Origin of the sequence: Planomicrobium soli, assembly GCF_003014655.1 — a bacterium.
Taxonomy (GTDB): Bacteria; Bacillota; Bacilli; order Bacillales_A; family Planococcaceae; genus Planococcus; species Planococcus soli_B.
This window is the reverse complement of the sequence record NZ_PYAT01000003.1, coordinates 18036-44293: the sequence shown is the minus strand read 5'-3', so window position 1 is coordinate 44293 and position 26258 is coordinate 18036. Positions and strand designations below refer to the sequence as shown.

The 26258-nt window shown below is 39.3% G+C and carries 27 protein-coding genes; 4 read left to right on the top strand and 23 right to left on the bottom strand.

Features of this window, described 5'->3' with window-relative positions:
* Nucleotides 1-746: 746 nt before the first annotated feature.
* The 4 genes from B0H99_RS04355 to B0H99_RS04330 form a co-directional block, all read right to left on the bottom strand.
* Nucleotides 747-1256, bottom strand: coding sequence for a hypothetical protein (locus B0H99_RS04355; protein WP_106532426.1), 510 nt, complete (start codon nt 1254-1256; stop codon nt 747-749).
* 809 nt (nt 1257-2065) lie between these two features.
* Complete coding sequence (locus B0H99_RS04340) at nt 2066-2389, bottom strand: hypothetical protein (protein WP_106532423.1); 324 nt, start codon at nt 2387-2389, stop codon at nt 2066-2068.
* Between the two features lie 110 nt (nt 2390-2499).
* Nucleotides 2500-2763, bottom strand: a complete 264-nt coding sequence (locus tag B0H99_RS04335; RefSeq protein WP_106532422.1) for a hypothetical protein — start codon at nt 2761-2763, stop codon at nt 2500-2502.
* A 275-nt stretch (nt 2764-3038) separates the two neighbouring features.
* On the bottom strand, nt 3039-3908 hold the full coding sequence (locus B0H99_RS04330; RefSeq protein WP_106532421.1) for a LysR family transcriptional regulator: 870 nt from the start codon (nt 3906-3908) through the stop codon (nt 3039-3041).
* A gap of 125 nt (nt 3909-4033) precedes the next feature.
* Here B0H99_RS04330 and B0H99_RS04325 point away from each other — a divergent pair, with 125 nt between their 5' ends.
* On the top strand, nt 4034-4573 hold the full coding sequence (locus B0H99_RS04325) for a YbaK/EbsC family protein (RefSeq protein ID WP_106532748.1): 540 nt from the start codon (nt 4034-4036) through the stop codon (nt 4571-4573).
* A gap of 95 nt (nt 4574-4668) precedes the next feature.
* Nucleotides 4669-5613: a DMT family transporter gene (locus B0H99_RS04320; RefSeq protein WP_106532420.1), complete on the top strand. Its 945-nt coding sequence runs from the start codon at nt 4669-4671 to the stop codon at nt 5611-5613.
* 334 nt (nt 5614-5947) lie between these two features.
* Here the strand turns inward: B0H99_RS04320 and B0H99_RS04315 are convergent, their stop codons facing one another.
* Both B0H99_RS04315 and B0H99_RS04310 read right to left on the bottom strand, forming a co-directional pair.
* Nucleotides 5948-6919, bottom strand: coding sequence for a DNA/RNA non-specific endonuclease (locus B0H99_RS04315; protein ID WP_106532419.1), 972 nt, complete (start codon nt 6917-6919; stop codon nt 5948-5950).
* A 388-nt stretch (nt 6920-7307) separates the two neighbouring features.
* Nucleotides 7308-8303, bottom strand: a complete 996-nt coding sequence (locus B0H99_RS04310) for an alpha/beta fold hydrolase (RefSeq protein WP_106532418.1) — start codon at nt 8301-8303, stop codon at nt 7308-7310.
* 293 nt (nt 8304-8596) lie between these two features.
* On the opposite strand from B0H99_RS04310, the gene B0H99_RS04305 reads away from it, so the two are divergent.
* On the top strand, nt 8597-9001 hold the full coding sequence (locus B0H99_RS04305; RefSeq protein WP_106532417.1) for a hypothetical protein: 405 nt from the start codon (nt 8597-8599) through the stop codon (nt 8999-9001).
* 758 nt (nt 9002-9759) lie between these two features.
* Here the strand turns inward: B0H99_RS04305 and B0H99_RS18200 are convergent.
* The 13 genes from B0H99_RS18200 to B0H99_RS04245 all read right to left on the bottom strand — a co-directional run bounded on the left by B0H99_RS18200 (nt 9760) and on the right by B0H99_RS04245 (nt 22335).
* The gene (locus B0H99_RS18200; RefSeq protein WP_425440379.1) at nt 9760-9933 is read right to left on the bottom strand and encodes a DUF6366 family protein; all 174 of its coding nucleotides are present in this window, start codon (nt 9931-9933) and stop codon (nt 9760-9762) included.
* 79 nt (nt 9934-10012) lie between these two features.
* Nucleotides 10013-10288 (bottom strand): hypothetical protein, encoded by a 276-nt coding sequence (locus B0H99_RS04300; RefSeq protein ID WP_106532416.1) that lies wholly within the window; start codon nt 10286-10288, stop codon nt 10013-10015.
* Nucleotides 10289-10454: 166 nt separating this feature from the next.
* Nucleotides 10455-10904 (bottom strand): hypothetical protein, encoded by a 450-nt coding sequence (locus B0H99_RS04295; protein WP_146137241.1) that lies wholly within the window; start codon nt 10902-10904, stop codon nt 10455-10457.
* A 204-nt stretch (nt 10905-11108) separates the two neighbouring features.
* A complete protein-coding gene (locus tag B0H99_RS04290; RefSeq protein WP_106532414.1) occupies nt 11109-11477 on the bottom strand; it encodes an immunoglobulin-like domain-containing protein in 369 nt (122 codons plus the stop codon).
* Nucleotides 11478-11522: 45 nt separating this feature from the next.
* Nucleotides 11523-11837 (bottom strand): hypothetical protein, encoded by a 315-nt coding sequence (locus B0H99_RS04285; RefSeq protein WP_106532413.1) that lies wholly within the window; start codon nt 11835-11837, stop codon nt 11523-11525.
* A gap of 254 nt (nt 11838-12091) precedes the next feature.
* Entirely contained in the window at nt 12092-16996 is a 4905-nt protein-coding gene (locus tag B0H99_RS04280) for a DUF4132 domain-containing protein (protein WP_106532412.1), read from the bottom strand.
* Between the two features lie 18 nt (nt 16997-17014).
* The gene (locus tag B0H99_RS04275) at nt 17015-17434 is read right to left on the bottom strand and encodes a hypothetical protein (protein ID WP_106532411.1); all 420 of its coding nucleotides are present in this window, start codon (nt 17432-17434) and stop codon (nt 17015-17017) included.
* A gap of 142 nt (nt 17435-17576) precedes the next feature.
* Nucleotides 17577-18008 (bottom strand): SMI1/KNR4 family protein, encoded by a 432-nt coding sequence (locus tag B0H99_RS04270; protein ID WP_106532410.1) that lies wholly within the window; start codon nt 18006-18008, stop codon nt 17577-17579.
* Nucleotides 18009-18143: 135 nt separating this feature from the next.
* Nucleotides 18144-18524: a hypothetical protein gene (locus B0H99_RS04265; protein WP_106532409.1), complete on the bottom strand. Its 381-nt coding sequence runs from the start codon at nt 18522-18524 to the stop codon at nt 18144-18146.
* Between the two features lie 420 nt (nt 18525-18944).
* On the bottom strand, nt 18945-19499 hold the full coding sequence (locus B0H99_RS04260; protein ID WP_106532408.1) for a dihydrofolate reductase family protein: 555 nt from the start codon (nt 19497-19499) through the stop codon (nt 18945-18947).
* A gap of 197 nt (nt 19500-19696) precedes the next feature.
* The gene (locus B0H99_RS04255; protein ID WP_106532407.1) at nt 19697-20929 is read right to left on the bottom strand and encodes an MFS transporter; all 1233 of its coding nucleotides are present in this window, start codon (nt 20927-20929) and stop codon (nt 19697-19699) included.
* A 129-nt stretch (nt 20930-21058) separates the two neighbouring features.
* The gene (locus B0H99_RS04250; protein ID WP_106532406.1) at nt 21059-21382 is read right to left on the bottom strand and encodes an ArsR/SmtB family transcription factor; all 324 of its coding nucleotides are present in this window, start codon (nt 21380-21382) and stop codon (nt 21059-21061) included.
* 191 nt (nt 21383-21573) lie between these two features.
* Complete coding sequence (locus B0H99_RS04245) at nt 21574-22335, bottom strand: MBL fold metallo-hydrolase (RefSeq protein WP_106532405.1); 762 nt, start codon at nt 22333-22335, stop codon at nt 21574-21576.
* 118 nt (nt 22336-22453) lie between these two features.
* On the opposite strand from B0H99_RS04245, the gene B0H99_RS04240 reads away from it, so the two are divergent.
* Nucleotides 22454-22864 (top strand): Lrp/AsnC family transcriptional regulator, encoded by a 411-nt coding sequence (locus tag B0H99_RS04240; RefSeq protein WP_106532404.1) that lies wholly within the window; start codon nt 22454-22456, stop codon nt 22862-22864.
* A gap of 184 nt (nt 22865-23048) precedes the next feature.
* Here B0H99_RS04240 and B0H99_RS04235 read toward each other — a convergent pair whose 3' ends face one another.
* From B0H99_RS04235 to B0H99_RS04220, 4 genes are all read right to left on the bottom strand, one after another.
* Nucleotides 23049-23531: a hypothetical protein gene (locus tag B0H99_RS04235; protein WP_106532403.1), complete on the bottom strand. Its 483-nt coding sequence runs from the start codon at nt 23529-23531 to the stop codon at nt 23049-23051.
* A gap of 117 nt (nt 23532-23648) precedes the next feature.
* Nucleotides 23649-24281, bottom strand: coding sequence for a hypothetical protein (locus B0H99_RS04230; protein ID WP_106532402.1), 633 nt, complete (start codon nt 24279-24281; stop codon nt 23649-23651).
* Between the two features lie 109 nt (nt 24282-24390).
* Nucleotides 24391-24876 carry a hypothetical protein gene (locus tag B0H99_RS04225; RefSeq protein WP_106532401.1) on the bottom strand — a complete coding sequence of 162 codons (486 nt, stop codon included), beginning with the start codon at nt 24874-24876 and terminating at the stop codon, nt 24391-24393.
* Between the two features lie 732 nt (nt 24877-25608).
* On the bottom strand, nt 25609-26217 hold the full coding sequence (locus tag B0H99_RS04220; protein ID WP_106532400.1) for a 3'-5' exonuclease: 609 nt from the start codon (nt 26215-26217) through the stop codon (nt 25609-25611).
* Between the last annotated feature and the right edge of the window lie 41 nt (nt 26218-26258).

Sequence of the window (26258 nt, the reverse complement as noted above, 5' to 3'; positions counted from 1 at the left end):
GAACCTTAAAGAGAAAGTGAAAACTTTATGCTTTAATTAAAAGAATAATTACCGTAACTTGCTATGAGGCGTGCGCTCGTAAAAGTATACTTCTACAGACTAAAAGGGAGAGAAGATGCAGTAGTGTCCGCATCTTCTCTCCTTCTGTCTTAAATCAGCTTCTGATCAGCCATTATATGTTAACTAGTATCCATATAAAAATTCGCCTCTTAAAGCGTTATTAATAAGTCTATTTTATGTATTATTTTTTCTAGCAAATCTACTTTCTTTTTTTGTTCCTCGAAGCTTATCGAACTAAAGGCATTGAATGTAACTTGATCCACATTAAGCTGCATACATAATTGGACGCTTAACAGATACCTGCTTGAAAGAACTGCAGTTAATCCAGCTATGATTCCCAATAGAAACCTCGTTTTCTTAGAAACTGATTGGAATTTTTCATAACTCTGTGAAGAAGTACTCCAAGCCTGAAAATAATAAATAAGACTATACGAGATTGAATAATACCCGATGAATTGAATTTTTGGAATGGCTTACGGAAATTGTCTTCTGCATAATAAATTCCTAGAATACGAGTTAGATTTTAAGAAATACTTTGAGAATAAATGTATGTAATTCATGCTGCTCATAGAAGAAGCGCTCTTTTAATAAATACCTGCTATTCCATAATTGAATGTAACTTAATTACCAATAAGTTATATTCAAAATTGCAAGTTATTTACTTGTCCTTGCTCCTATCCCAAAGATTAGACGTATTCTACTCCATTGACGGAAACGACAAAATGTGGGCTGTTCTGTTGGCGGTTAAAAAATCGCCAGAATTCCCACTCTTCGCTTGAATCCGGAAACACTTCCAACACAAAGCTATTTGACATCAAAATTTTCAACCCACCCAGGGAATCCACTTGCACCTCTGTGATAAACAAGGTTCCAGCGGCAACCTTAAGAAAATCCGTTATTCGTTCATCGAAGCGATTATTTCCAGGAATATCCCACTCGAATTCTTCATCATCTTCCGCCCAGTCAGAACGGGGAACAAAAAGGTCCTGTGACGCAACTACAATTTTAAAGTTGGCACTCAGGCGCCAAGCACATTGAATATGGAGGGCAAATTCAGGTGCTTCTTCGGTTTCACCTCTGCGAGTGATAGGAATTATTTCGCCAAAGCCCAACCAGAATAGATTGGCGGCTCTCCCGGCAGTTCTTAACTTTAGCCCTTTTAACTTGTCTGTTTCTTTTATGATAACTTCTTTCATGTCTGCCTCCTTAAGATACATAGTGCTGCTTTATAAAGTTTAGATGATTCCCTTTGCTGTTTAAGTTTTCAGTACCTTAATTCTGATCAAAGCTTTTTCGATCTATCATAAGGTTGATTGTTTTCCTATTAATAGTCCTGTATGCAATTTATCTGCGCATAAGTTACATACATAGGCAATAGAAACGCAGGTAGTTTTGATCACGCGCATTTTCTGTCATAAGCAAAAATCCGCAAATTCAGCTTAAACCTTTTCGCCGCTCTTCTTTTTTGCATCTTTTGTAATCCCTTTGCAGTTGGTATATACAGGACGCAATAAGACCAAGCGAAAAGAGAAGATTCATTCGATGGGGGAATCTCGGAAACGCAAATATCATGGTGATTAGAAAAACGGAGAAAGCCGACACCCAAATCGTTCTTCTTAATTTCCCTTTATAATCTAAGCTTTGGTATGACTTGAACATCCCAAACACCTCCAGCAGAGTGGACTCATTTTTTTCAGTACTATTTCATCGTTTGAATGCATGTGAACAACACTTCTTACCCACCGTTTTAGGCTTTCGACATTTCATAAGCCTTTAATAGAAACCAGATTTAGTAATTCAGCAATTCAATCAGTCAAGCAGAGAAACGAATTCTTTGCTTTAGCGTGAAATGGTCTTGATTCTTTTGAGCACCAGGGAGGTATAATGGATATTTTGCTGCAGCTTTTCTTCTGCTTCCAGTTGTTCCTCAGGCTGGAGGAGTTTTAGTTTGGTTTTCAACTGTTCGAAACTGAAATGACATTTGAACTCTTCAGCATGGTAGCTTTCAAATTGGTCGTTCATTACCTGTACGTTCCCTTTTATTTTTGATGAACTCCATAACAAGAATAGTTATAAATGTGTTTATTGGAACGAAAAAAACTAATGTCCCTATGCCCATTGAATCAAATAAGCCTTCTGTTTGTTTATGGAAAGTTTGAACGTCCAATTTATAAAGAAAAGCTGAAGCAATTGAAAGGATTAGCGCGTTTACAGAAAAGGCCACCAAAATTCTTGTCCATTTGCTAACTTTTGTTTTTATAATCCAAAGGCATATCAGAGAAGAAACGAGTAAAGAAAATAAGATAATTCCTAGAAATACTGGATGCACATTTACTCCTCCTAAATCATTCAGTTGGATGCAACTGCTTTTTCAATACTTTTTATACCGGCCTTTGACTAGAAAATGAATGCAACATAAAAACCACTAAGTTGCATTCATTAAGGTTTTCCACGTTTTTTCTTCAATTTGTTTATAAGTAATGTCATCAGCCAATAAAACACTACTACGTCAACCAAGAAACCAAGCCCTTTAAAACTAATACCGTTACTAGGGTATACTGCCAACCAATTAAACGGAAAACCTCTATACTCCATACCTAAAGTTATTGTTTTCATGTCAAAAATATAAGGAATGCATAGAACTAAAATAACACTTGTAAGAAAAGGAATTAGATTAAGCTTTCTTGATCTTTTCTCAACCATACATATATTCTCCTTCATATTTTATTTCTTCCTTACTCATATTCCTCACTTTTCGAATGTAACTATCATTTACATTAGATTAACATTAATTCCCATAATATGTAGAGGAAATATTACCTTTGCTTTCTTGAATAAAACCCCTCGTAAAAGTACACTTAAACGAACAAATGAAGGAAAGAAGTAATATGTATCACTCCTTTCCTTCCTATAACCCTCATATGTTAACTGGTAATGAGTTCTCATAAATCCCTACCACTGTGATTCATTACCCTTTTTTATTTTTCATTCCGATAGGATAGATAGTCTAAAAATCGTTTAGAGGCCAAGGAAAGGGATTTTTGTTCTCTCATAGCAAGGCCAATATTCCGATAAGCAGGAACTTCAAGCTCAATTGCTTTAATTTTGTGCGGGATACGCCGCAAAATCAATTCCGGTAAGATACTAATCCCGAGCCCCTTTTCCACCATGGACAAGATGGCATAATCATCCCAGGTTGTAAAATTAATCCGGGGCATAATTTGGTGCTTCTCGAAAATTTCAGCCACTTCTGCCTTTGATCCCTTTTCCAGCAACATAAATGGACTATTTTGCAGTTCCTGGATCGGAAATTTTTCACAATTCGCAAGTGGATAATCTGCCGGAACTACAGCCAGCAGCCGATCTTTCTCTAAGAAAATTGTTTCGAGGTCTGTTTTTGACGGCAACCGGACAAATCCGAAATCAACACGACCCGTTAAAGTCCAGTTTTCGATTTCCGTATAATCGCCAAGTAAAAATTCAAATTCGATTTGTGGAAAGTCCTTCTTATAAGCCCGAATAATGTTCGGCAACCAGTGACTTGCTACGCTGGAAAAAGTTCCAATCCGAATCATTCCGGTCTGTATATGGTGTAAATCATTAACTCGTGTCAACAAAATTTCGTGCTCATTACAAATACGCTTTACCTGAGGAAGTAAATTCATTCCATCTGAAGTCAAACTGATACCGGAACGGCTTCTTTCAAAAAGCGAGACCTTCCATTCCGTTTCTAGATCATGAATCATTCGGCTGATTCCCGACTGAGTATAGTCTAATGCTTCAGCAGCTTTCGTAAAACTACCGAGTTCAGCTACTTTCACAAATACCAGGAATTTTTGGATATTCATACTTCTCCTCCTTTCATCTGTTTTTGTCATGGATAACATGCTAAATGTTCGTTATTGTTATGTATGAACACATGATATGTTATTACTAGGAAAAAATCAATTTGAGGAAAGAAGGGAAAGAAACATTGTTTTTTGTAAGTGATGTAATGAACACAGCACCAACTGCCTTTCAATCCCCCCTGCAAGAAAAAGCTTATGAATCATTGGACAAATTATTGATTCCATTTGAACGAGTGGAGACTGACGAAGCGATTTCGATGGAAGACTGTGTGGAAATTAACCGGAAGCTGGAAATGGAAATGGTGAAAACCCTCTTCCTTTGCAACAGCAAAAAGTCAGCATTTTACCTGTTTATCACAAATGGCGAGAAGTCTTTCAAATCCAAGGACTTCAGCAGTGCGCTCGGAATCTCACGCGTATCCTTCGCCCCTGTTGAACTAATGGAAAGTATTTTGGGTGTCAAAATCGGTGCTGCCACTGTATTCAGTCTGTTAATGGATACGGACAAACAAGTGCAGGTCGTTGTGGATCAGGATGTAGTGACAAAGGAGTGGTATGGCTGCAGCGACGGGACGACAACCGGCTATCTGAAGCTCAAAACAAAAGACATTATTGATAATTTCCTTCCTCATGCGGGTTACATTCCGAGGATTATTAAATCATAGAATTCACAAGGAGAACAAAGTTTCAAAACTTAAAAACTTTAACTGGCTGGACCTCTCCTGATTTCAGCTTCGGGAGATTCAAAGGAGGTGTGTGCATGCATCAAAAACGATTATTACTGACATACGGTTTGGTGTTCTCTGTCACTGCTATTTGGGGACTTAATATTGTGATGATCAAAGTGCTTGTGGAGGAATTGCCTGTTCAGACCATGACGGCATTCCGGATTATGCTGGCTGGAATTACAGCATTACTTGTAATTGTTCTTGGAAAATCACTTCGTCGTTTATCGAAAAGGGAATGGATTTATACGTTACTAGGCATGCTATTTGGCGTCATTTTACACCACTCGTTTATGGCAACCGGGTTGACCATGATTGATGCTTCGAGCGCATCTTTGATTCTCGCATTAGTGCCGCTTACAACTGCTTTACTAGGCGTGTTCTTTTTAGGCGAACACTTAACGAAATTACGGAGTATGGGTTTCATACTGGCCTTAACTGGCGTCTTTTTTATCCAGGGCGGATCTTTCAGCGGCATGCAATTTTCCATGGGAGAATGGATTTTATTCGGCGCTATGCTGGCTCAAGCTATCAGTTTCATCTTCGTGAAAAAAGCAACGGCGTCACTGGACTCAAAACAGGTAACAACAATTATGTACCTGGCTGGATCGATTGGGTTGTTGATTGTCAGCTTTATGGCTGAGCCAACCGGGGTCAGCAAAATGGCTTCTGCCCCGCTGTTTATCTACGTTTTGTTTTTCCTGTCAGGAATCGTGGCTACAGGGGCAGGATATATGATATTCAATGCTGCGATTCAGCAAATCGGTGCAGGACAAACTGCCTTATTTAATAACTTTGTGCCTTTTTTCGGCCTCCTGTTCGCGGCTATCTTTCTGAATGAAACCATTACCGCTTATCAGTTGATCGGCTTTTTGTTCATCGTAGCCGGCGTTTTATTTGGAACCGGTTATATAGAAAGACAATGGAAAAAGAAACATCCCCCAATGGATAATACAAAAAGAAATATGGCTTCGAACTAAAGATACGGTATTCACTTGGCTTATAAAAAGCTATGATATCTTGAGTTTACGGTAAATGAAATATACCCCAGCAACCTCGTTTAATAAGGATTACTGGGGTATTTCGATGCCTATAGATACTGACGGCAACTCATTGATATGTAAACTTTAGAATTATTCTATGTACTTTCTTTTCAATAGAAATTCTATTATTACCGAAAAGTTCGATTAGTAGAACAAACTTTTCTTTTAATATTGAAATAAACCGAACTTAAATATTGAAGCTCTTAAAACTTATTGTACCAACAGGAAACTGCTCTTTCGTTCATTTGTTTTACCGCAACGTTCCAGTGGCTTACTCGCCGACCATACCGTCTTTATCATTATCTCGCATATGTGGATATAACCAATGATCATTCGTTATCGGCATACTAAAACCCGCTGCTTTTGCTTCTTTGATCGTCACCTGGCCATTGCCGTTTGTATCCACACTCGAAACATCACCGTTTGTGTTTGTACCAGTAGAACTTGAGGGCTCACTGCCTGTATCTGAACTTGTGGAATCAGAAGGCTCGCTTCCTGTTAAACCGAGAGATGCGTTTACTTCATCCGGGTTCACATTGTCAAAAGTATCGACGACCTCGTTCCCCATTACCGTATAGGTGTATTGATAACTTGATGGAATCTGCGTTTCCGTATCCGGATAGGTGATAACGGCTTCAAAATCTGTTGCTCCGCCTGCGCTGCGGATTACTTCTTCCATATAGGCTTGGTCGCCATGGCGGTTGAGCGTGCTCTCTTGCGGGGTAATGTTATAAGCATTTGATACACCGCCAAGTGAATCCGCAATAACATGCCCTTCATCCAAAACATCACTTTCGACACCCGGAACCTTCGCCTCGTCCGGATAGTATCTGCCAGACGACTCTACAGGTTCGCTTGTGTCATCTTGCAGTACGAGTTCGTCGGCAATGACACGCACGAGCTGCCCATATTCATTCGTAAAGGCCCAATACTCCCGATCGCCATAACCGATGTCAGTGACGGCGTTCGGTTCACGAGTTCCGGACAAATCACCGCCATCCACTTTAATCAATTCGTAGTCTTCGAACAGTTCATTAGTGGATTGAGCAGGTGTTTCTACCGCTGCCGGTTCCTCAACAACAGGGATCGTTTCTACTTTTTCGTTGCTATTATCTGTTTCTACCACGGATACTTCTTGTGCATCTGTTTCTGCTTCGGCATTAGATGCATCTTCGACATCGGTACAACCAGCCAGAAAGATGGCCGTTAGAAGGACGATTGAATAGTTCATTTTCTTTTTCATTTTAGACTCCTCTATACTAGTTGCATAATTTTCTAAAAACCTCGGCACTTAACCTAGATTAACATTGCACATCAAGCTATGCTAGTAAATTCCAATTTTTACTTTATTAGAGTAAGTTCTTTTTTGAAAGTGAGATTAAACATGGAGCAGCCGCTTCTGAAAGAGAGAACCGCCATCATAGTACATTAATCTAGATAAAAGGAAAAGAAGCCACTCAACTTGAACGGCTTCTTTTCCTTTTATGCATAAATTATTATTCATTTCCCAAGCAATAGGGCTAGCCGCATTGTAAATCGGCCATTTTCAGAAGTGAGTCCCTTGGGCCATCACTAAGTGAGCCGAAACCAGGTGGAAGTTAAAGGTCAAAGCCGGAGGACCGTCATCGTTATCAATTCGGTAAAGGCAATCTTTGATGAGCTTCGACGAATTCGTTAACATATTGGCTCATCTCTTTATACCGAGTCCAATGCAGGTAATGGCCTCCATCTAAGGTGACAAGTTTATTGGAAGAACCATGACTTAACTGCGCTTGATAATAAATCACCTTGGATTTCCCGTCTTCATCGATTACTTTATTTTCTTCAGGGGTGAAAATCATGACCGGTAAATCTGACGGAAACGTCATATCAATCATCTTATCAACGGTATACTGTATTTCATTTGTTTCAGCGATTACATTTTTGTTGTAGCCATTCCAAGCGAAAAGAGTTTTCAACATTTTCATATTCTCTTCGGAATAAGTAGCATCCGCGGCTGACGGGAGGAAAATATCCGGGCTCAAAGAGGATATCAATCTTGTAATTCCAGTTGGTGCTGCTAGACCGATCAAGTTGGGTAGAGTAGGGGCAGAATCGCCACGATAGTCAAATTGCTTTGGCAATGTAGGGTCAATTCCGATAATCGCTTTTATCTCCTCTGGATATTTATTGGCGTAATACATGCTATAGATTCCCGAAATGGAATGCGGCATCAGTATATATGGGCCTTCTATATTCGCTTTTTGTAATGCTATTCTTATTTCTTCCGTTATATTTTCCACGGTTCGTTCCTTTTCGGTCCTATCACTCCAGCCATATCCAAATAACTCTACCACTACAACCTTGTTCTTCTTTGACATCTCATTTAGTAAAGGTTCAAAATCCAATACTGGTGCTGCAGTACCCAATCCACTTAATAAAATGACAGTATTTTCCCCATTGCCCTTTGTATAGATATGCATATGGTTACCGTCTACTTCAACTAGTTGACCTGTTGCCGGATACTTTTTTTGTTCATACGCAGTCGTAACATTACTGGCAACGGCCCACATAACAAATACTGTTACCATAGCTAATAAAGCATTCCTCAAAACTCTCAAAGATCTACTTATCTTTTTAGTTTTCATCGTTTTCCCTGCTTTCTATGGCTTCTTTCCCCTTGACTTCATTTTAACGTCTGAACGGCTTTTGTGTAATGAACCTGAGAATTAGTTTAAACTCCGTCTTGAGGCTGATTAAGTGGAAAAACTTATCAAGATTGAAGAAGAACCAGTTTATTAATGGCGATGACATTTACTTCTTTTTGTATTTTTCTTATAAAGAATAGTAAAAACAAAATTCATCCTCTTAACGCTGGATTAATTGGATAAAAACTGGGTTTTCTTGTGTTACAATAAGAAGATAGAATAGGAGGAATGGGATGAAGAAAATCATTGTCGGCTTTCCTATAGCCTTGCTCTCTGCTATGGTGTTGTTGATCGCTTGGGTCAACTTGGCACCAGAAGAAGATGTTTCCGCAAAAAAGAACACGGAACACGTAGCTAATGAAGGAAATGCAAGGGATTATATAAAAACCGCTTGGAATCACTGGAATAGCGGAACAGTTGATGAAGAGAACACGGAAAAGGATATAACTTTTATCGCTCTTAGATCTATTGACAAAAGCGAAATGATAGATTTAGGAGTGGCAAAAGAATTCTCGGAGCTTCTAAAAGTAGCTAACATTATCAGCGGTGAGTATGGAGGACTGACTGATGAAGAAAAACAAATTTACTATAAAGAATTTGAAGATAATTTATACGAAATTCACAACTTTATAAACTAAGAAAGAAGAGATCACTAATGATCTCTTCTTTGATTTTCCTATTCAGACAGCATCGGACTTCCGTGCAGCCTGTATTTAAAGTTTTTATTGGTTCCGAGAATGCTTTACGAATATAAGTGTAAAGTAATGCTCCTGCAACAAATGGAAGTATGGCAACTAATAGGCCTGTCGCCTTTGTATAGATAAGAATAGCAGATGAAAGCATGAGAACTATATTTAAAACTTTCAAAGAAGCAATAAACAATCATACTTCCCAGAATCTTTCTGAATAGTGGGTGAAACAAGGCATACTTTCAAACTAGGCACTGCCCTCCCTGGCATATCTTAAAAGGACAGTTATTAATAAAAACCACCACTCTGTGTCCATTAATTTTAAAAACAGCTTCCTCTTCGATTAAAAAACTTAATGTTAGTAACTTTGCATTGTATTTAAATTAATGAATATTTGGTGTGCTATTTCAGGATCCATACTAAGTACTATTTGAAAATCCATATGGCTAAAATTCTCTTGAACGCTATGAGTATGATAATTAGCATGGATGGCATCATATTCTTTAGCAAGAACGATATCCATTTACCAGCCGTATTCTTCCAACATTTCTTTTTATCACTGCTCTCGTTCGCTTTCCATTTAACCTACCTGCGAGATTTATTATTTTGATTTACCTTGGTTTTTATAAAAAAATTATAGAGGTCTGTATAATTCAATTATCATCAGGTTACTTTCAGACTCATTCTAACCTAATTTAATACTGAGTTTATTTAGAGTTAAAATAAAGAATAATAATACAAAGTAAAATCAATAGAACTGATGTTGTACACCCCACATTGCCCATACTGCTAAAATTCCCGGTAAAAGTTTTATTGATAGAATCAGAAAAGTTAGCCATTGGATTCTTTTGGTATTCTTTACTTTTCCATTTTTCTTTTATTGGGATCCACCTCTATTCTGTAATATCGTATCTAAGTATTAGATAAATCATATGTAGCGTAGCTGCTCTTTAGTCTCATTCAATAATTAGTGAAAATGTGCATGAGAAAAAATATTGATAGAGCAAGCAGAAGAGATTGAATCAAAATCACCTTATTGCTGACACCAGCCTTTTGTTCTAAATGGTATATGTAATGGACCAGTATAAAAAAACTAGCAAAAATCAATAAGAAATTAGGCGTAATCGTTCCTCCGGCAAGCATTAAATATTCCAGGAGTTTAAATCCCAGTAAAGCCATGCTTACCGAAGCAATTACCATGTAGATGTACGAAGGGCGAGTTTCCTTCCTCTCCATATTTATTCCTCCTCTCTAAACACCGAAGTTTTTTCAGTTCCACTTTCTTTGAATCCTTTTGTTTTTACCTATTAGCCTAGGAACTTATTTCATCTAAATTAACAAAATACCAGAGCGGGTTGATGGTACATCATAGGTGCTAACTTGCGAATTGCTTTCTTACTTATTATGAGTTCGTTCTTTTTTTTGCTTGAGTTTTTGAAAATTTTCTTTCAAAAATCCATAAAATCTGAAAGTACAAAATTGATGCAATAAGGCATAAAGCTATTGATTCTAAAAAAATATCCAGAAAAAAATGAATGTATCCCACCGTAGAATAAAAAATCGCTCCAAAAATTATTCCTGCGAGAGAATATAAAGCCTTCCCTCTAAAATAGCGCTTATAGCAAGAAGCAACATTGAACCTTTGTCTGCCTTTGTCTATTACCCAAGAAGAAGGTATACCTATAGCTGAATAGAAAATGAGGGAAAACCAAAAAGTGAAAATGAAAACTTCCGATATGCCCATGTAATACACATGTGGATCTCTTTGTTCTTCTGGAGTCTGACTGGTTAGTGAAATGCCTAAGGTTAATATGATTGAACTGATGATCACAGCTGAAAATCTTTTTAACATTCGTATATCTCAATTTCTAACTATCTTCACTTTTCTTTTTAAAACCATCGGAATCTTTTTGGGTTTATGTCAAAATCTAAACAATTCAAATTGTAAATCGAAACTTCATTGAACGCTAAACTCTGCAGCAATCGTTTTTTCTTCTAAGTGCACAAGAAAATCTTTTACGACACAGTATTTTCCTTTACTTAAACTAAAATTGATTTAGTCGAGGGGAACATCTTCTTCATAAATTTCGCCAAGTTCAATACCTAGACCTTCATCACCGAACGTAAAATCCTTATATGGAATTTGATGCCATTCGTTGTTCTGGAACTTCTCAAGATAAAGAGCCGGGCCAAATTCTACTGAGCCGTTTCCCGTGTTCTCGATCGTTAACATGATCTGATTAACAGGCATCTTGTATGTTTCCTGATCTGTCGATATGGAAATAGCCATGCCTTGTTCGGTTATCCTATTTAGTAAGTCACCATATGTGGATAGGTTTTCTGTTTGAATAGGTTCCCCTTTTGAACACGCAGCCATGATGGACATAAAGATTAATATAACAAGTGCTTTCTTTAAAATATCCATCTCTTGCCCCGCTTTTTTCTCTTTAAGATTTTATGGGTAGTAAAGTTATTCAAAATAAATGATGATCATATTAAGGTTTTCCAGATGGATAAGACAATCTTCCATTGTTTTCGAAGCTAACAATTCGCCAGGCAATTCCAACCATTTAGACGCAATTTGATAGATAAACTTTTGCAGCTGATCTTTAGCCAGTCCACCAGCCCTTAATTCGATTTTATACATGTCGTCTATTTTCCAATATTCCTCAAACTCAATGGTGGCAGCATTCATGCTGTGGGTTTCAGCTAATTCAATAAAAGAAGATAAAAATCGTGCTGCTTTCTCTTCTTTAGATGCCTCGATAAACAGGTCGATTAACATCTATTTCTCCTCCTGACTCTTTGGATGTGATTCCATTGCTTGCAAGTAACGTTCGGTCTCTCCAGAAAAGTTCTATCTTTGACTCTGATAGGAGACCCTGTTTATCAAAACTCTACTATTGGATGTGTTTACTTTTCGCCACAACACAACACTTTAGAGTAGATTAAATAGAATAAAGCAGACGGGTAGATGCTTCTGTCTGCTTTATTCTTCTAAAAGCTAAACAAGCGATCCCTTATTGATGGTCTTTTCCATTAATTTTTTAATTGTTCCAGTATATGTGGATCTTTGATTGTTTTATCATTAGCCAGTAAAAGGACTTTAGCTAAAATTTCAGCTGTTTTCGGATCTTCATCTAAAAATGGCAGGAACAATTTGCCTCTATGTTGGCTATGGACAGGAATGATATAGAGTGAACCTGTGGCTAGTTTTTGCACGGAGCCGCTCCCCAAATGGACTCCATATTCGCCGAGATTTCCTTCGATAAAAGCAAAATTCTTGTCCAATCGGACATTGGCCGTCTTGGTTAGCCTCAGTGATTCGCGTATAATCGCTTTTCGCATGTCAATCGTTGTTAAGCTGGCTTGAGGATCGATGCCGCCGACATGCGCGATACTGACTGCCAGATCGATATCCCGCATGGTTTCCGAGAAAAGAATTGGCGGAATGCTGCGCAACTTTAATGGTTTATAGGTTTTGCGGTCAAAAAATGCCACTTGTTCAAGGGTTGGACTTTCAATGTCTGCGGGTGAATACCAATCGGCCAGTGCGTCGACAGTCGCGATGATATTTTCCTGGTGATAGACTTTTTGCAGCCCTTCTTCGTAATGGACCGTCCAAGAGCGCCCTCTGAACAACGTAATTGCTTTTGCCGGCTGAAGCTGATGGCCAGCATAGCGCAATGACCGATACCCATCCAGCTTTTCGTCCTCATTAAGCACATAAAGCTCCCGGAATACTTGTTTGAACGGCTGAATCACCTTTTGATCATATAAAATTCGTTGATAAGCTGCCCAAATCCCATTTTCTTGCAGATGTACACAATGGGCTATCGTGGCTACGTCCGTCTCTTGGAAGGGATAAATGTCTCCGTTCTCTTGGACAAGTCCATTTTCTTCAAGAAAACCAAAACGCTCATCTATTTTAAAAACTAATTTTTTCGCCAGAGGCGCTACGACCGGATTGTTTAACATCTGTTCCAATTCGCGTTTTCTGAAAGGACTTTGCAAAACCATTGATTTTTCTAGTTCAGCCCGATTCCTGCTATATTGTTCTTTTAACTTTGAATGGATTTCTTTCAGTGTTATTACATAGTCATTCTTTTTGAGTTTGGCGGGTAAAGATGCAAGTTCTTTCTCTCCTTTAAAGACTCGAAGACGGCTTTTGCCGCTATTGTCGATTTCGATATGGGCCTGGTATCCTTCCACTTCAGCTGAAACAGTGTATTGCTGAATGGTTTCCATTTTTTTGCCTTCCAGTGACCAGCGCATTCTCGTTAAGTCTTCGTAGCCACCTGCTAGCGCTAAGTTTTTCAATGCAATCTCCACCACTTTTGCTTCACTCGCGCGCCTTTGTGCCCCGAACTGCTTGCTTTCTGTTAGAAATTGCTGGATAAAGTCATAGCGATCTAAAATGGTTTCTTCAAATTTCGCGATAATAGGCAGCAAGCTATAAGCCAGTAAATGTTCTTTGTTCCGTTTTGTTTGAATACTTGTTTTCAGCTCTTCTATATCCAAATTCCCCATGGCTGCATCTGCAAATAATTGCGCTCTTCTATGCAGGGCTCCTGATGAAATGTATTTTGCACATGCATATAAAAGATCAAAACGTTCTTTTCCCAGCTCCTCGTATGCTTCTTTAAACCACCCTATATCAAAAGCTCCGTCGTTAAACCCTTCTGGTGATATTGGGGAGTACTGGGCTATCACGGTCTCTTTTTCAGAAGATAAACTTTCGCTAGTGTGAGCATGAAAATACCAGATTGCTTTTTTCAATCCACCCCATCCAAGGTGAGCAGAAATTATGTCAGTCCATTGCGGAGCGTACATGGCCGCTTCCAGCAAACGTTTGTCTGGTATCGAAAACTCTTCGAAAAGAAGGGCCAGCCGTTTGCCATTATCGTCTTTACACGGATAGCAATTTTTCAGCAGCTGGCTCAACACGTCTTTTTTCGAGTATTGATTATCGAACGAATAAAAATAACCGCGAGGGAATGTTTCACCGTCCAATGCCTTCAAGATGGAAAAGAAATATTCCGCTCCTTCAAAATGGTCTATTTCCACTGCCAATTTGGAAGCCGGTGTTGGAAGGTCGCCTCTTTTCAACTCGATTTCCAATAATCGCTCGACTATTTCTTCTTTAAGTTTCTCAAGCGCTTTGAATTTACCCGATGAACCCGGATGTGTCAGGTGATATAGATGATGGCCGTATTCTCCCCCGCTCCGATCCAATAATTCCTTGAAGCATTCGTTTCTATCGAGGAGTCCCAACCCATATGCGCGGTTGATTTCTTCTGTAGTCGGATGATATTTCCGGAAATTTTTCGCCGTATAGAGCTGGTATTTCAGTTTGAAATAGTGTTTAAATGAATCATCATCCAGCTTTTCTTCTGAATCTTCCGAAAGCCAATCTAGCCAAGGGTGAGCCAAATACTCAAATAAGCCGCTCTGCTCTTTTCGCACATCTTCAGGAATCCCTTTAATAAAAGAGTCTAAAATTTGGCTGGTCATTTTAAAGAAAGCCTGTTTATTTCTATCTTCAAAAAAAGCGGCGACAATTTCCCTTAGCTGTTGCTTATATCTCATCGATTGGTAACTATCATAAAAACCCGCTAAAGTCTCTACCGGGTAGAGTGATTCAAACAGGTCTTTTCTCCATTTACTTGAAGGGGTAGATCCAGCACTTTCTATCTGACAGAGTTTCAGGTAATAGCCATAGGCTATTTGCAGCGAAAAGACAGTTTCCAATTGAAAAAGTTCCATAGGCGTCACTTTCTTTTCCTTAAAAAAGTCGACCCATACTTCTGTTATAGGAAGGGTGCGAATTCCTTTTGGCTGATTTTCGCTGTAATAGGAGTTGTCCCTGTTGATTTCCGCGCCGATTAAATAAGTTTCGGTCGAACCATAATCCTCTATTTCGTATGATGCATTCCGATGTTGATGAACCAGTTGATCCAGATCGGACAACATTTCTTTAAAGCGATCCAGTTTTAGATTGAAGAAATCGTGCAGCAATAGCGGTTCAATTGCTGGCTGTTCTTCTAACAGCTGAAACGTTCGGTTCGTGTCATATAACCCGAAGCCAGCTTGAGCTCCATCTTCTTCTTGAACCGTCAGCTTATCCAAAAGGATTTGTTCTTTCGGAGTTGGGTGTTCGACAGCCAGATGTATATTCTGGAAAAAAGAATATTGCTTAGGTTTTTTGTCTTTGATAACCGTGAGAAGTTCCAACGCGCCAAGGCGCAGCAACTCATTTCTACTTGAAACAAGACGGCTGATGCTGCTTTTTAACATTGGCTGATCCAATTTCATTAAAAGCTTTATCGCCGCTTGCCGGACTGTTCCAGTTTTAAGTTTCAAGAGCGCCTCCACTCGAAGCACTTCATCGGAATTTAGCGTCATTTGGCTGATTTTTTTCAAGGCCAGCTCCCGGTTGTAGCTGCTCCGGTCTGATAGACTGGAAAAAACAAAGTCTCTTAGAACGGGATCATCGAAATTATGCATGAAATTGTTTAAAATGATGCCTCTCGTGTCTGTCCCCAGCAGCGCCTTGTATACAAGAAGGGCTTTAAGTTTTTGAGAATCGTAATCATAAGAAATTAGATACAGAATTTTTTTTGCGACAGACTCGTTTGAGTACCGGATTTCAGCACCGTTGAATAGCTTAGAGGAAATGATAAGCTCTTTTTGGGGAGCAACCTGAAACATTTCCATCAACTTTAAGAACTGGCGATTTCGTTCGATTTCATCTCCCAGTTCAGGTATGTAATTCGACTCGTCTTTATTGCTTCCGCCATTGGAATGAATTTTGTGAATTGCTTTGTAGTCATATGTATCCGGATAGTTGGCGATGATCATCGCTTCGATCTCGGTCGATGAAACACCTAAATTATCAGCGGCAATCACGTATTTGACGTACAGGTTCTCGCTTTCCATAAGCAAATGCAAAGCCGCAACTTTTTGATAAGGCGCCCCGCTATTCATGACTTTTGCTACAGCACTCTTCAGCTGAAGTTCATTCCGCACGGCCGTCGCCCATATGCTGATATATAATTTATCCGCGTTCTCGCTGGTGAGCCACTCCGTCCTGCATGATTCGTCAGTGAGCGCTTCATGCATATAGTGAATGATTTGTTTTAAAACTCGTTTATTTTCCACTTCTAGCTCTATCCCGGTCCAGACACTCATCGCCCGCGCTACTGAACTATACCGGATAAGATCGTGTTCAATAATTACATGCATCAAGTAGATCGTGGCGTCCAGACACCCTTCATCCATCGTTTCCACAATGCTTTGCCTTAGCCCCTCCTGCAATCTTGCGGCCACTAGAAGCTGCCCGAGCATGGTGTACATTTCTCTATCGTGGCTTAACACCATGCCTTTAATCAGGTCTCTGGATAACAAGGCATAATTGTTGTCGCCAAAAACAGCGTCCCGAATGAGTTCCAGTACTTCGTCATTCTGCCGATCAATTTCGTAGGCGAAGATATCGCTCGCTACGCTGTACTCGGCGTAATTCGATTTGCGCGTCAGCAGCTCTGAAAAACTTAATTGAGATGACGCAAAGGCATGGAGCCCCACACATTTCCAAAGAATTAGGTCCAGATGTGCTGATGGTTCCGGTGTTCGAAAGGGCCTTCTATCATAACCGGATGTATAGGCATACTCAGTCGAATGTTCAATGATGTAGGCCAGAACCTTTGCATAGTAGGAAGGCAGGAGCTGCTCTGTCAATAACTTCAGTTTATGTATTTTCTCATCGAAACTTGGAGCATCTCGTTCTAACTCTCTTTTCAAGCGCCTTATATGCGAGTCATAATGATAATCTTCCAATGTAGCGGCTCTGGCCAGCTTTTGGCCGAGCGCTTTATCGGCTTCCGGCAATCGATTGACTTTTTCTTTACGATCTTTCAAGTACTGCTCATCAATTTTCGGGGTCATCCTGTTTCCTCCTTTGGCTCACCATATTCTCCCTGCCAACATAGTCAACCGCAGAAAAACCAAGGTGTCATGTTCTCTTAGTTTGATGGTTCCTTTGTATTCGAGCACTTCTTCATCATTAATGAAAACACGGTATAGTCCGTCTCTAAATCCGGATTCCACTTCTTGCACTGCCTTTTCTAAATCCGTTTTTTGCTCCCCGTACGTATAGCCAAATCCAACTTTACCTGCTGCCAGCTGGTTTTCGGTTTCATTTGCTGTCAGAAAAGAGATCAGATCTTGCTGCTCAAGCGATGCATGGGCGGCTTTCACATTTTGTTTGACGAGTTCTTCCACAAGCTCCTGTAGCGTAGCTATCGTTTCCGGCAAAGTTACTGCCATCTGATTCAAGTATTTCTTTCTGGAACTTGCACTTTTTACTGTAATAAACACTTTCACTTCAGCACGCCTCCTTGCATCTTCAATTTTGAAATAGCGGAAACCATTTAAGAAAAACTTTGTATTTTTCATTCGAAGATATAAAATTGAGCGAAAGATGCATTAAGCTTCTGCATGTTATTTACTAGAGGTTTATTTACTTTCAGTCTTCTTCAAAATCTTCCATTTCTTCTTGGGCGATGACGATAAAGTCTTTTAAAGAAGGGGCCAGCTCTTCCATCTCAGTTGTTTCATGAAGCCATAAAAAAATAGGATCAGCTGCTTTTCCATCTTCTACTTCGAAGCACAAGTAATCTCCAGTTCCATCTTCAGCAATCGCAATCAGATTTTCGGGAATTACTTCATCTAAAACTTCCGTGTTTTGTCTGACAACATCATCCCACGTCTTTTTCAGATTTTTAGCATCTTTTATAGGGAATAAAATCCATTCCCCAACCTCGGGGCCATTAGCCAATTTGAACAATTCTACATACTGAGTCGGGAATAGCACGTTCAGCTTTTGTTCCGTATCTATTATGGCTGATTCCGCTACTCCTTTTTTATTTGTATCCAATAATTTTATAATTTCTTGCATGATTTAACCTCCATTATTAAGTTAACAGTCGATTCAACTGCAACTTGACTATCATTATTTTACAGTGAAGTCCTCACATCTTTTTCAGATTCTATACATATTAAAATCTATAGAAAACTACTGATAACTTATAGTTTAATTTTTATTGGTTAAAACGAAATTTTCCGTTTGTCCATTCCATGTAATTTGCACTTCTATCTCTTCATCTTTTTGAATAACGGCACATCCGCTGCAATATCCGTTTCCAGTTTTTCCGACAGCATCCTCCAGAGTTATTCCAATCCCTTCAGAACCGCCAGAACTAGTTGCGATTTTATAGTTTATTGTTTCAGGAGCCTCGCCACTACCCGTAAACTTTATAGTTCCATTCTTCTCTTCACTATCGCCGTTGGAAACATTCACAACATAAAACATGTCCCAATTTTTACTGCTGCCCGAAAAGTTATAGCGGTTATCACCATTCCCACAAGCGCTCAAAAAAAGCAGCACCGTCATTAAAACTGTCAATCTTTTCATGAAAGTCCCCCTCCTATCTATTAAATAACCTTTTATTTCTTGTTATTAATATACCAAATAAAGCCAGTTCATAGGTAAGTTGTTTGAATATTCTTGTCGCGTAACATACATCTTTATGAGTTTCCTTCTTCATCGAAGTTATAATTACAGTTCAGTATCAATAAATCGTCTTCTTGTTTAAAATGCTGAAGCTCATAAAAAAATAAGCAGGCGAATTTCCTGCTCATTTTAAAATTGGATTAACTTATTCATTTGCCCCACATTCATTGCTTGTTCATAGATAAGGGAATTTATTTAATCATTTTATCCAGGTCATCTAGCCGCTGAGAGGTTTCCGGATAATGAGCATGCCTGATTTCGGAAGTTAGTTGGGTTGTGTATAGTACCATTATATAAATATTGATTATTAAGCCTTCTAAGTTACTCGTGTAGAACCTTATACCAAATTTCCACTTGTTTTTCGGTCTCGATGGTCCGTACTTTTTCCAAGTAGATTTCCAGATCTTCCAGATGCTCAAACAATCGCAGCCCTTGGCCGAGCAAAACAGGGGCAATCGCAATTTGCAGTTCATCCGCAAGTTTTGCACGAAGAAGCTGCTGGCCGACATTAGCCCCGAATACAACGACGTCTTTTTCCTTGGCAACCGCTTTGGCTTGCCGGATTGCACTTTCGATGCCATCTGTTACAAATGTAATCGTTAAGTTTTCATTTTCCTTTGGATGCTTTTCAGGCGGACGGTGAGTCAAAACAAATAAAGGCACTTGAAATTCATAAGAATCGGCATAGGCATCCGGATCCTGGTCCTCGCTTCCATCAAAGCTATTCCGCCCCATAACAACGGCTCCTATATTCTCCCACGTTGCTAAAATGACGTCGTTCGGTTTAAAACTGGCGTAAAGTTTACGTGTCTCCCCGTTCCGGTCATTGATAAACCCATCAATCGACTGAATCAGTCCAAAGCTTACTTTTCCCATGTTCTTCCCTCCATTCTTTAGCCGGTGGCTAGCATCAAAGTGAAATCGGAGTAAAGCTGTTCCAATTTAATATACCTTGCCCATTGTCAGAAAACTAGTTAGTAAAACTTTATTTAATTACTAAGAAAGGGGTAAAATCTTTCGGTATCTACAAAACAAAAAACCATCCTGCTTCTAGCAGGATGGTTTACACTCTCTTATACGTTTGACCCTTCATACGCTTCAGCATCTGAAAAACTTTCTTTCGAATCCATCCGGCAGCTGATCACTGCCAGTCCGGAAGCGATCAATGCGCACAAGCCGCCAACCCAAGACAGATGAAGCAAGCTTCCGTTTGCGACCACATAGCCTCCTAGTGTAGCGCCGAGTGCAATGCCGATATTGACAGCCACCGGCGTTAACGAAGAAGCGAAATCTTTGGCTGCAGGAAAATACACTTCAGCCAAGTTCATCAAATACAGTTGAATTGTCGCATTCATTGCATAGATCATGACCGCCATCAGCATGAGGCTAATAAGACCGGTAATAGTCGATTCCATCGTGAAATACAAGGAACCTAAAATAATGGCTTGAACGATAAAGACGTATCGCAGCTTGCTTACCCCGTTCCGGCTTGCAATTTTCCCTGCCAATACATTGCTTAGAATGGAAAAAGCGCCATAAGCCAGTAAGATCACGCTGATATAACTAGTGGGAATTGCCAAGCCTTCTTCTAAAATCGGCGTGATGTACGTATAGATGGTATACGTCCCGGCAATTGAAAATGTCGGGATAAAGAAAGCCAAAATCATCCGCGGATTGGTGAGCAATCCTAACTGTTCCTTGACAGAGGTCTTCTCCACTTTCATTTTTCTCGGCATGATAAAGATACTGATTACCAAACTGATGATTCCTAAAAGCGTGGTAAACCAGAAAGTCATTTGCCAGTTTCCAAGCTGCCCAATGATTGTCCCTAAAGGAACCCCGATAACATTTGAAATTGTAAAGCCGGCAAAGATCAACGCGATGATCGGCCCTTTCTTGCTTTCCGGCATGATGTCACTGGCGATGCTCATTGCCATTGCAACCAACACGCCGCTCACTACCGCTGTAATAATTCTGGAAAATACTAAAAGCTCATAAGAGCCGGATAAAGCACTGATTACATTTCCGATGATAAAAACAGAAATCAATGTCAGCATCAATGGATACTTGGGGAATCGACTGACAAAAGCTGTCAATACAGGCGCGCCGATAGCATATGCCAGGGCGAAACCGGATACTAGGGTACCTGCTGTAACCAAACTGATGTTCAAGTCAGTTGCCACTTCGGTCAAAAGACCGACAATCACAAATTCACTGGTTCCCATAACGAAAGTTAAAAGAGTCAACGTAAAAGCCAATATTTTTTGTTTCGTGTTCAACGAATCTTTATCTAAAACTGCGGTCATTAAAAACACACTCCTAATTTTTCCTGCCGTCGAAAAGAAGAACGTTCACATCTCCAGTCGAAGGCAGCAATATATGCATATATCGAGAAAAATCGATATATGCAGTTAAAAAAAAGGCAAAGCTCTGCCTTAAAGTTCTCTTTGAATAAAACTTGAAATTTCCGCCAAGGTCTCTTCATTTCTCCTGTAATAGGTCCATTGACCGTAACGCACAGCTTCCAGCAAACCGGCTTTTTGCATGAGCGACAAGTAATGGGAAACGGTCGACTGAGATAAATTCACTTTTTCTTGAATATCCCCTACACAAACGCCGCCTTTGATGCTTACCTCCTTAGGCAAATGCGCTTGTTGTGCTGGAAAATTCTTCTCTGGTTCTCTTAACCATTTCAAAATATTAAGGCGAGTTTCATTAGACAAGGCTTTGAAAATGTCTAAAGCATTTAAATTATCCATTCGCCTATCTTATATCGAATTAGTTCGATATGTCAATGCAAGTGCTTTTTAAAGTTAAAAGACTAGCAGCTGGAACTCAACTGCTAGTTTTTTAATTTGCGTCTTTTAAAGAAAAACGCTTCTTATAAATATAATAGTTAATTGCCACCAAGTTACTTTCGATTGATGGGAATTTCGTTTCTTGGATCTCCTTACAATGTGTAAGATTCACCGTCTGCTGGCACAAAGACTTGGGAAGAGAAGCCTTTTTCAGTTACGAAGCTTTTCAATTCTTCTTTAGACAACCCCCAGTGATTGGCAGATTCCATGTGGACAGCGATTATCGTTGCATCAGGTGCCGCTTGATGAACTTCGTAAACATCTTCTTTGTCCATTACAATTGAACCGCCTTCCAGGAATTGATTGGCCCCTGCGTTTACCACAATGACTTCTGGTTTATGGGCATCAATTGCTTCCTGAACGCCGTCATACCATACCGTATCTCCAGCTACATATAAGGTTTTCTCATCTTGGTGCTTAAAGACTACACCTGATACCTGGCCCATAAGGTTTACTATCTCCCCTCTGCCATGCTCGCCTTTGGTTTTCGTTAATTGGATCCCTTCAAATACAGTATCTTCCTGCAGCACCTCCACATTTTTAAAACCGTCCTTTTGGACCTCTTTCGCATCTTCTTCGTTTTGAACGAACAGTTTAATGTCTTTTGGCAATGCCTCTTTGGCCGCATCGTCCCAGTGATCCAAATGCAAATGTGTAACAATAACGGCGTCTAAATGATCGATAATTTCAGGGATTGGTACAGGCAAGCTATCAAGCGGATTATTTTGATCTTGTCTTGCTGCATTCGGAAAAGGCGGATAAGCACCTTTATCTGCCAAAAACGGATCTACTAATAATTTTCTTCCGGCATAGTTGAGTACCAATGTCGCGTTGCGGATTTGCTGTATGTTCATATTGTTAACTCCTTTAGTTTGAATTACGTTAAGTGTATAATAAGAGCACTTTAGAAATACATAGCATAAATTAAGTCTTTTTGCCGTTTGACTTTATTATTGAAGGGATTTGTAATAAATGTTGGATCACACAGATATGCAAATCTTGGAGGAACTCTCCAAGAACAGCCGTATCTCAATGAAAGAATTGGGTGAGAAAATCCATTTAAGCGGGCCCGCCGCTTCAGCACGGGTGGAGAAACTGGAAACCAGCGGAATCATTGAGGGTTATACCATTAATATCAATCAAGTAAAGATGGGATTTTTTGTTCATGCTATGATCAACATCTTCACCAAAAGCACCCATCACCATCCTTATCTATCTTTTCTAAAAACACAGGAGCCTTATGTCATTCACAACTACAAGATTAGCGGGGACAGCTGCTACCTGCTCGAATGCAAATTTCCATCTACCGAGAAACTGGATGAGTTTCTTATTAAATTAAATGAGCATGTGAATTACAGATTATCAATCATCATTAATAAATAGCTTCTCCCTTTAAAAGATCCTCGGGTAATGAATGTTTCATTACCCGAGGATCTTTTAAGGGCCAATAACGAATGTAACTTACTTGCTAATAAGTTACATTCAAATCTTTACATAATCGCTTTATATTCAAATCATTTGAGAACTGGTATAGCCAAAAAGAACACAAATAATAGATGGAAATGAATTAGTTCACTTCCACCACAAACGTATAAGATACTTCCCCATTTTGCCATTCGGCGAATACTTCATAGACATAACAGCCTTCGCTGGACGGAGCCGCAAAATGATTGTTTGCTAATTTGATTTCCTGATCTCGCTCATCTTCATTCCAGAGATAGACAGACTGTACAGGATCTCTCTCAATTTCAATTAGGATAACTGTGTTTGGTTCTACTTCAATGGCATTGGAACTTTCGGATATTTGGGATGGAGATGAAGCATCTGTTTGAACAACTTCACTTTCTTCCCCTTTTTTTCTTTCCCACATGCTATTTCCTTCTTCCATTTCATACGTTTTCCCGTTAACAATGACCGTTCCGGTCATTGATGGAGGAAAATCACTTGAAAGCTCTTCTTCTCCATTCACTACTTCAGAAGGACCGCTCGCACAACCCGTCAATGAAAATAAAATAAATACAACTGCAAAAAACAAACTATTTAAATTCATTTCTCATTCTCCTTTTTAATTAAAAGATTTTAAAATAGAGCATGAAAACGAACCCTACAGTTTACAAGGTTTTGAATGTAACTTAATTCACATTAAGTTACATTCATCCATCTGCTTTTACATTAAATCAGGTTCAGCAAATTTAAAAAAATTAGGGATTACAAATTCAGGGAAGGTTTGAGTTATCTTTTCATACGTTGAAAATTGAGATTGGTTGGAGATGGTTGTAATTGAGTGACCATCGTAGCCAATCCAAAATATACTGGTATCAGCTTCCATGGTAACAACGACTGCTTTCCGAATGCCGCCTTCATAAACCCCTGTCCATTCTCTTTCTTCAAGACTAAATACGTTCTTATTGCTGGACCACAAGACCAAATCGTTTGAAGCACCGAGCTTGATAAAAAACGGGAAAATCTCCTTCAGTTGCTTTTCGTTTTCAATTTCAGAAACGAGAACCGAATGGTCTTTAGTATTGCCGATACAATGATAACGAATATTCGCAGTGGCACATTCTTCTTCAAACTCCTCTTGCCAAAAATTTGAAACTCCAGCACAAAAATAAATTGGAAATGCCTTAACGTTAGTCATCCATGAAGGGATAAATTCATCATTGCTTTCTGGCAAATAAAAGCCTGAAATGTCGAAAACGTATTTTGTTTCACCGTCTAGCGCGAACGGGAAAAAACCGCTAATATCAGGTTTTGAGCTGTAATACCTTTTCGGGAAATAGCCAACTTCTATTTTCATTGGTCTCGCACCTTTCGTTCCAATTACTGGATTTGAATGTAACTTATCTGCACTTTTGTTACATTCGATCCTTCAAAGCATCGGCTATCTTTGCATTGATACTTCTACTTCATTGATCAAGATAAGGAGATTGAAAATTTTCCACATACAAACCTTCGATTCTTTTTAGTTCTTCTACAATTTCATCTGTAAGGCTTTCTCCCACAAAATACATGTAGTAATCATAGCCAAAATGTACTTCAAATTGATTTTTGGCAACCAGTTTCCCCCAAACCCTTTCTCGGAGAATCATCTTGACCAATTCCTTGACCAATCTTCGTGGAATAGTCTTCCCTTCTGCTAAATTTAAGTCTGTTTCATTATTGTGATTTTCCAAAGATACAATCTTCAAATTAGTGACGCCGGTGTTTTGCAGGAGCACTTCCACAGCTTTTATGTATTTTTCTTCGGCGGCCAGGTATTGGTCTATTGTAAAAACTTGGTCCTCATATGAATCGCCGACATCAGAGATACTGGTCCATTCCTCCACTAAGGTATAATGCCCATTTGCATCTCTATTTCTTGGGTTGTACTTTGTCACTCGTATGGATTTCATTCTCGGCCTACCTCCCAATATAATTAGCACTCTTTTTCTTATAACAAGCTTGCATTGAGAAAAGCTTGTCTTTACACCAGTTAACGTGTAAAAATTTTTAATTTTTCTTTTTATTACAGATTATCACATGATTAAGATCTTATTGGTAGATTATCAAATTTATTCAATCACTGTTAAAACCGTTCGTAAAAGTACACGTTTATGAACAAGTTGAAAAGGGCTGGAAATAGTCTAAAGAGCGTTCGTAAACCTATTAAAATTCTTTACGAACGTTCGTGGATTTTCATACACTTTTACGAACACTTTGCTGCTATGATTATCAATGCACATCTTTAGCAGAGGAACTTGATACCTAACCAACACTGTTCAGGAGGAGTAGGATGAAGGTTGTAAGAATGTGAAACGTTCTCTTTGTTTCTAAATTTCTATTAAGTGGAATTAGGTTAGCCTATATAATGAGATACCCAGATTTATTTAGCTGTTCTTGGTGTTCTAGTGAATTTAATAGGTAGACTAATGGATAAATCGGGAGACAACAACAAAACTAATTTTAATGGTATTTAAGGTTGGAGGAAAAGGAGTTAATCTAATGCTTAAAAAATAAAAGAACATCACTTATACGATAAGTGATGTTCTTTCTTAAAAAATGGTTTTACTTTAAGGACAATCTCCTGCTCTTTACATAAAAATTACAGTTTGCTCCTCTTTGGTTGTACATAGTAAAAATGGTTTTTACATTCGGCTGATGCAATATTGGTAAATGGCGGCTGTCGCCAAGCAGTCGCCCAGTGCGTCGTGCGCGTTGTGTTCCAGTTCCAGGAACGCGCTTAAAGTCGTCAACTTGTGGTTAGGCGTTTCCCGAATAACTCGTCTTGCCAAATGCACCGTATCGATGACCGTGTATTCCGGAATGGGCGTGATGTCCTCTAAAGCATAGAGAAAGCCCATATCAAACGGCGCGTTATGCGCGATGATCGGCAACCCTTCAATGAACGCAATCAGTTCATGAGCCACTTCCTCAATGACCGGCGCATTCTGGACATCCCTATTCGTAATACCTGTAATGCGGGTGATTGTCGGTGAAATGGAACATTCCGGATTGATCAGCAAATACATCGTATTGACCCGGTTGTGGCCGATGTATTTAACTGCGCCGATCTGGATGATTTTATCGCTTCCGGCGCGCAGGCCCGTCGTTTCAAAATCAAGGATGACGTAATCCTCTACAGTCTTTAAACTCGTCTTGTATTTTTTCGGGCGCACCGGCTGGCGTTTTTGCCAGCTAGGGCGGGTCTCCCGCAATTTCTGGTTCAACAATTGTTCAGCATCTCGTTTGTCCATGCTGCCACCCTTTCTTCCTGTCTGTCCTATCCATTATATTC

Excerpts from the sequence above, each read along its gene's own strand:
- B0H99_RS04265 (WP_106532409.1), bottom strand. The coding sequence starts at position 18,524 with ATGAAAAGATTGACAGTTTTAATGACGGTGCTGCTTTTTTTGAGCGCT.
- B0H99_RS04260 (WP_106532408.1), bottom strand. The coding sequence starts at position 19,499 with ATGGGAAAAGTAAGCTTTGGACTGATTCAGTCGATTGATGGGTTTATC.
- B0H99_RS04280 (WP_106532412.1), bottom strand. The coding sequence starts at position 16,996 with ATGACCCCGAAAATTGATGAGCAGTACTTGAAAGATCGTAAAGAAAAA.
- B0H99_RS04255 (WP_106532407.1), bottom strand. The coding sequence starts at position 20,929 with ATGACCGCAGTTTTAGATAAAGATTCGTTGAACACGAAACAAAAAATA.
- B0H99_RS04305 (WP_106532417.1), top strand. The coding sequence starts at position 8,597 with ATGAAGAAAATCATTGTCGGCTTTCCTATAGCCTTGCTCTCTGCTATG.
- B0H99_RS04320 (WP_106532420.1), top strand. The coding sequence starts at position 4,669 with ATGCATCAAAAACGATTATTACTGACATACGGTTTGGTGTTCTCTGTC.
- B0H99_RS04225 (WP_106532401.1), bottom strand. The coding sequence starts at position 24,876 with ATGAAATCCATACGAGTGACAAAGTACAACCCAAGAAATAGAGATGCA.
- B0H99_RS04310 (WP_106532418.1), bottom strand. The coding sequence starts at position 8,303 with ATGAAAACTAAAAAGATAAGTAGATCTTTGAGAGTTTTGAGGAATGCT.
- B0H99_RS04335 (WP_106532422.1), bottom strand. The coding sequence starts at position 2,763 with ATGGTTGAGAAAAGATCAAGAAAGCTTAATCTAATTCCTTTTCTTACA.
- B0H99_RS04355 (WP_106532426.1), bottom strand. The coding sequence starts at position 1,256 with ATGAAAGAAGTTATCATAAAAGAAACAGACAAGTTAAAAGGGCTAAAG.
- B0H99_RS04285 (WP_106532413.1), bottom strand. The coding sequence starts at position 11,837 with ATGTTAATCGACCTGTTTATCGAGGCATCTAAAGAAGAGAAAGCAGCA.
- B0H99_RS04245 (WP_106532405.1), bottom strand. The coding sequence starts at position 22,335 with ATGAACATACAGCAAATCCGCAACGCGACATTGGTACTCAACTATGCC.
- B0H99_RS04235 (WP_106532403.1), bottom strand. The coding sequence starts at position 23,531 with ATGAATTTAAATAGTTTGTTTTTTGCAGTTGTATTTATTTTATTTTCA.
- B0H99_RS04240 (WP_106532404.1), top strand. The coding sequence starts at position 22,454 with ATGTTGGATCACACAGATATGCAAATCTTGGAGGAACTCTCCAAGAAC.
- B0H99_RS04290 (WP_106532414.1), bottom strand. The coding sequence starts at position 11,477 with ATGGATATTTTAAAGAAAGCACTTGTTATATTAATCTTTATGTCCATC.
- B0H99_RS04330 (WP_106532421.1), bottom strand. The coding sequence starts at position 3,908 with ATGAATATCCAAAAATTCCTGGTATTTGTGAAAGTAGCTGAACTCGGT.
- B0H99_RS04270 (WP_106532410.1), bottom strand. The coding sequence starts at position 18,008 with ATGCAAGAAATTATAAAATTATTGGATACAAATAAAAAAGGAGTAGCG.
- B0H99_RS04220 (WP_106532400.1), bottom strand. The coding sequence starts at position 26,217 with ATGGACAAACGAGATGCTGAACAATTGTTGAACCAGAAATTGCGGGAG.
- B0H99_RS04295 (WP_146137241.1), bottom strand. The coding sequence starts at position 10,904 with ATGTTAAAAAGATTTTCAGCTGTGATCATCAGTTCAATCATATTAACC.
- B0H99_RS04300 (WP_106532416.1), bottom strand. The coding sequence starts at position 10,288 with ATGGAGAGGAAGGAAACTCGCCCTTCGTACATCTACATGGTAATTGCT.
- B0H99_RS04230 (WP_106532402.1), bottom strand. The coding sequence starts at position 24,281 with ATGAAAATAGAAGTTGGCTATTTCCCGAAAAGGTATTACAGCTCAAAA.
- B0H99_RS04315 (WP_106532419.1), bottom strand. The coding sequence starts at position 6,919 with ATGAAAAAGAAAATGAACTATTCAATCGTCCTTCTAACGGCCATCTTT.
- B0H99_RS04250 (WP_106532406.1), bottom strand. The coding sequence starts at position 21,382 with ATGGATAATTTAAATGCTTTAGACATTTTCAAAGCCTTGTCTAATGAA.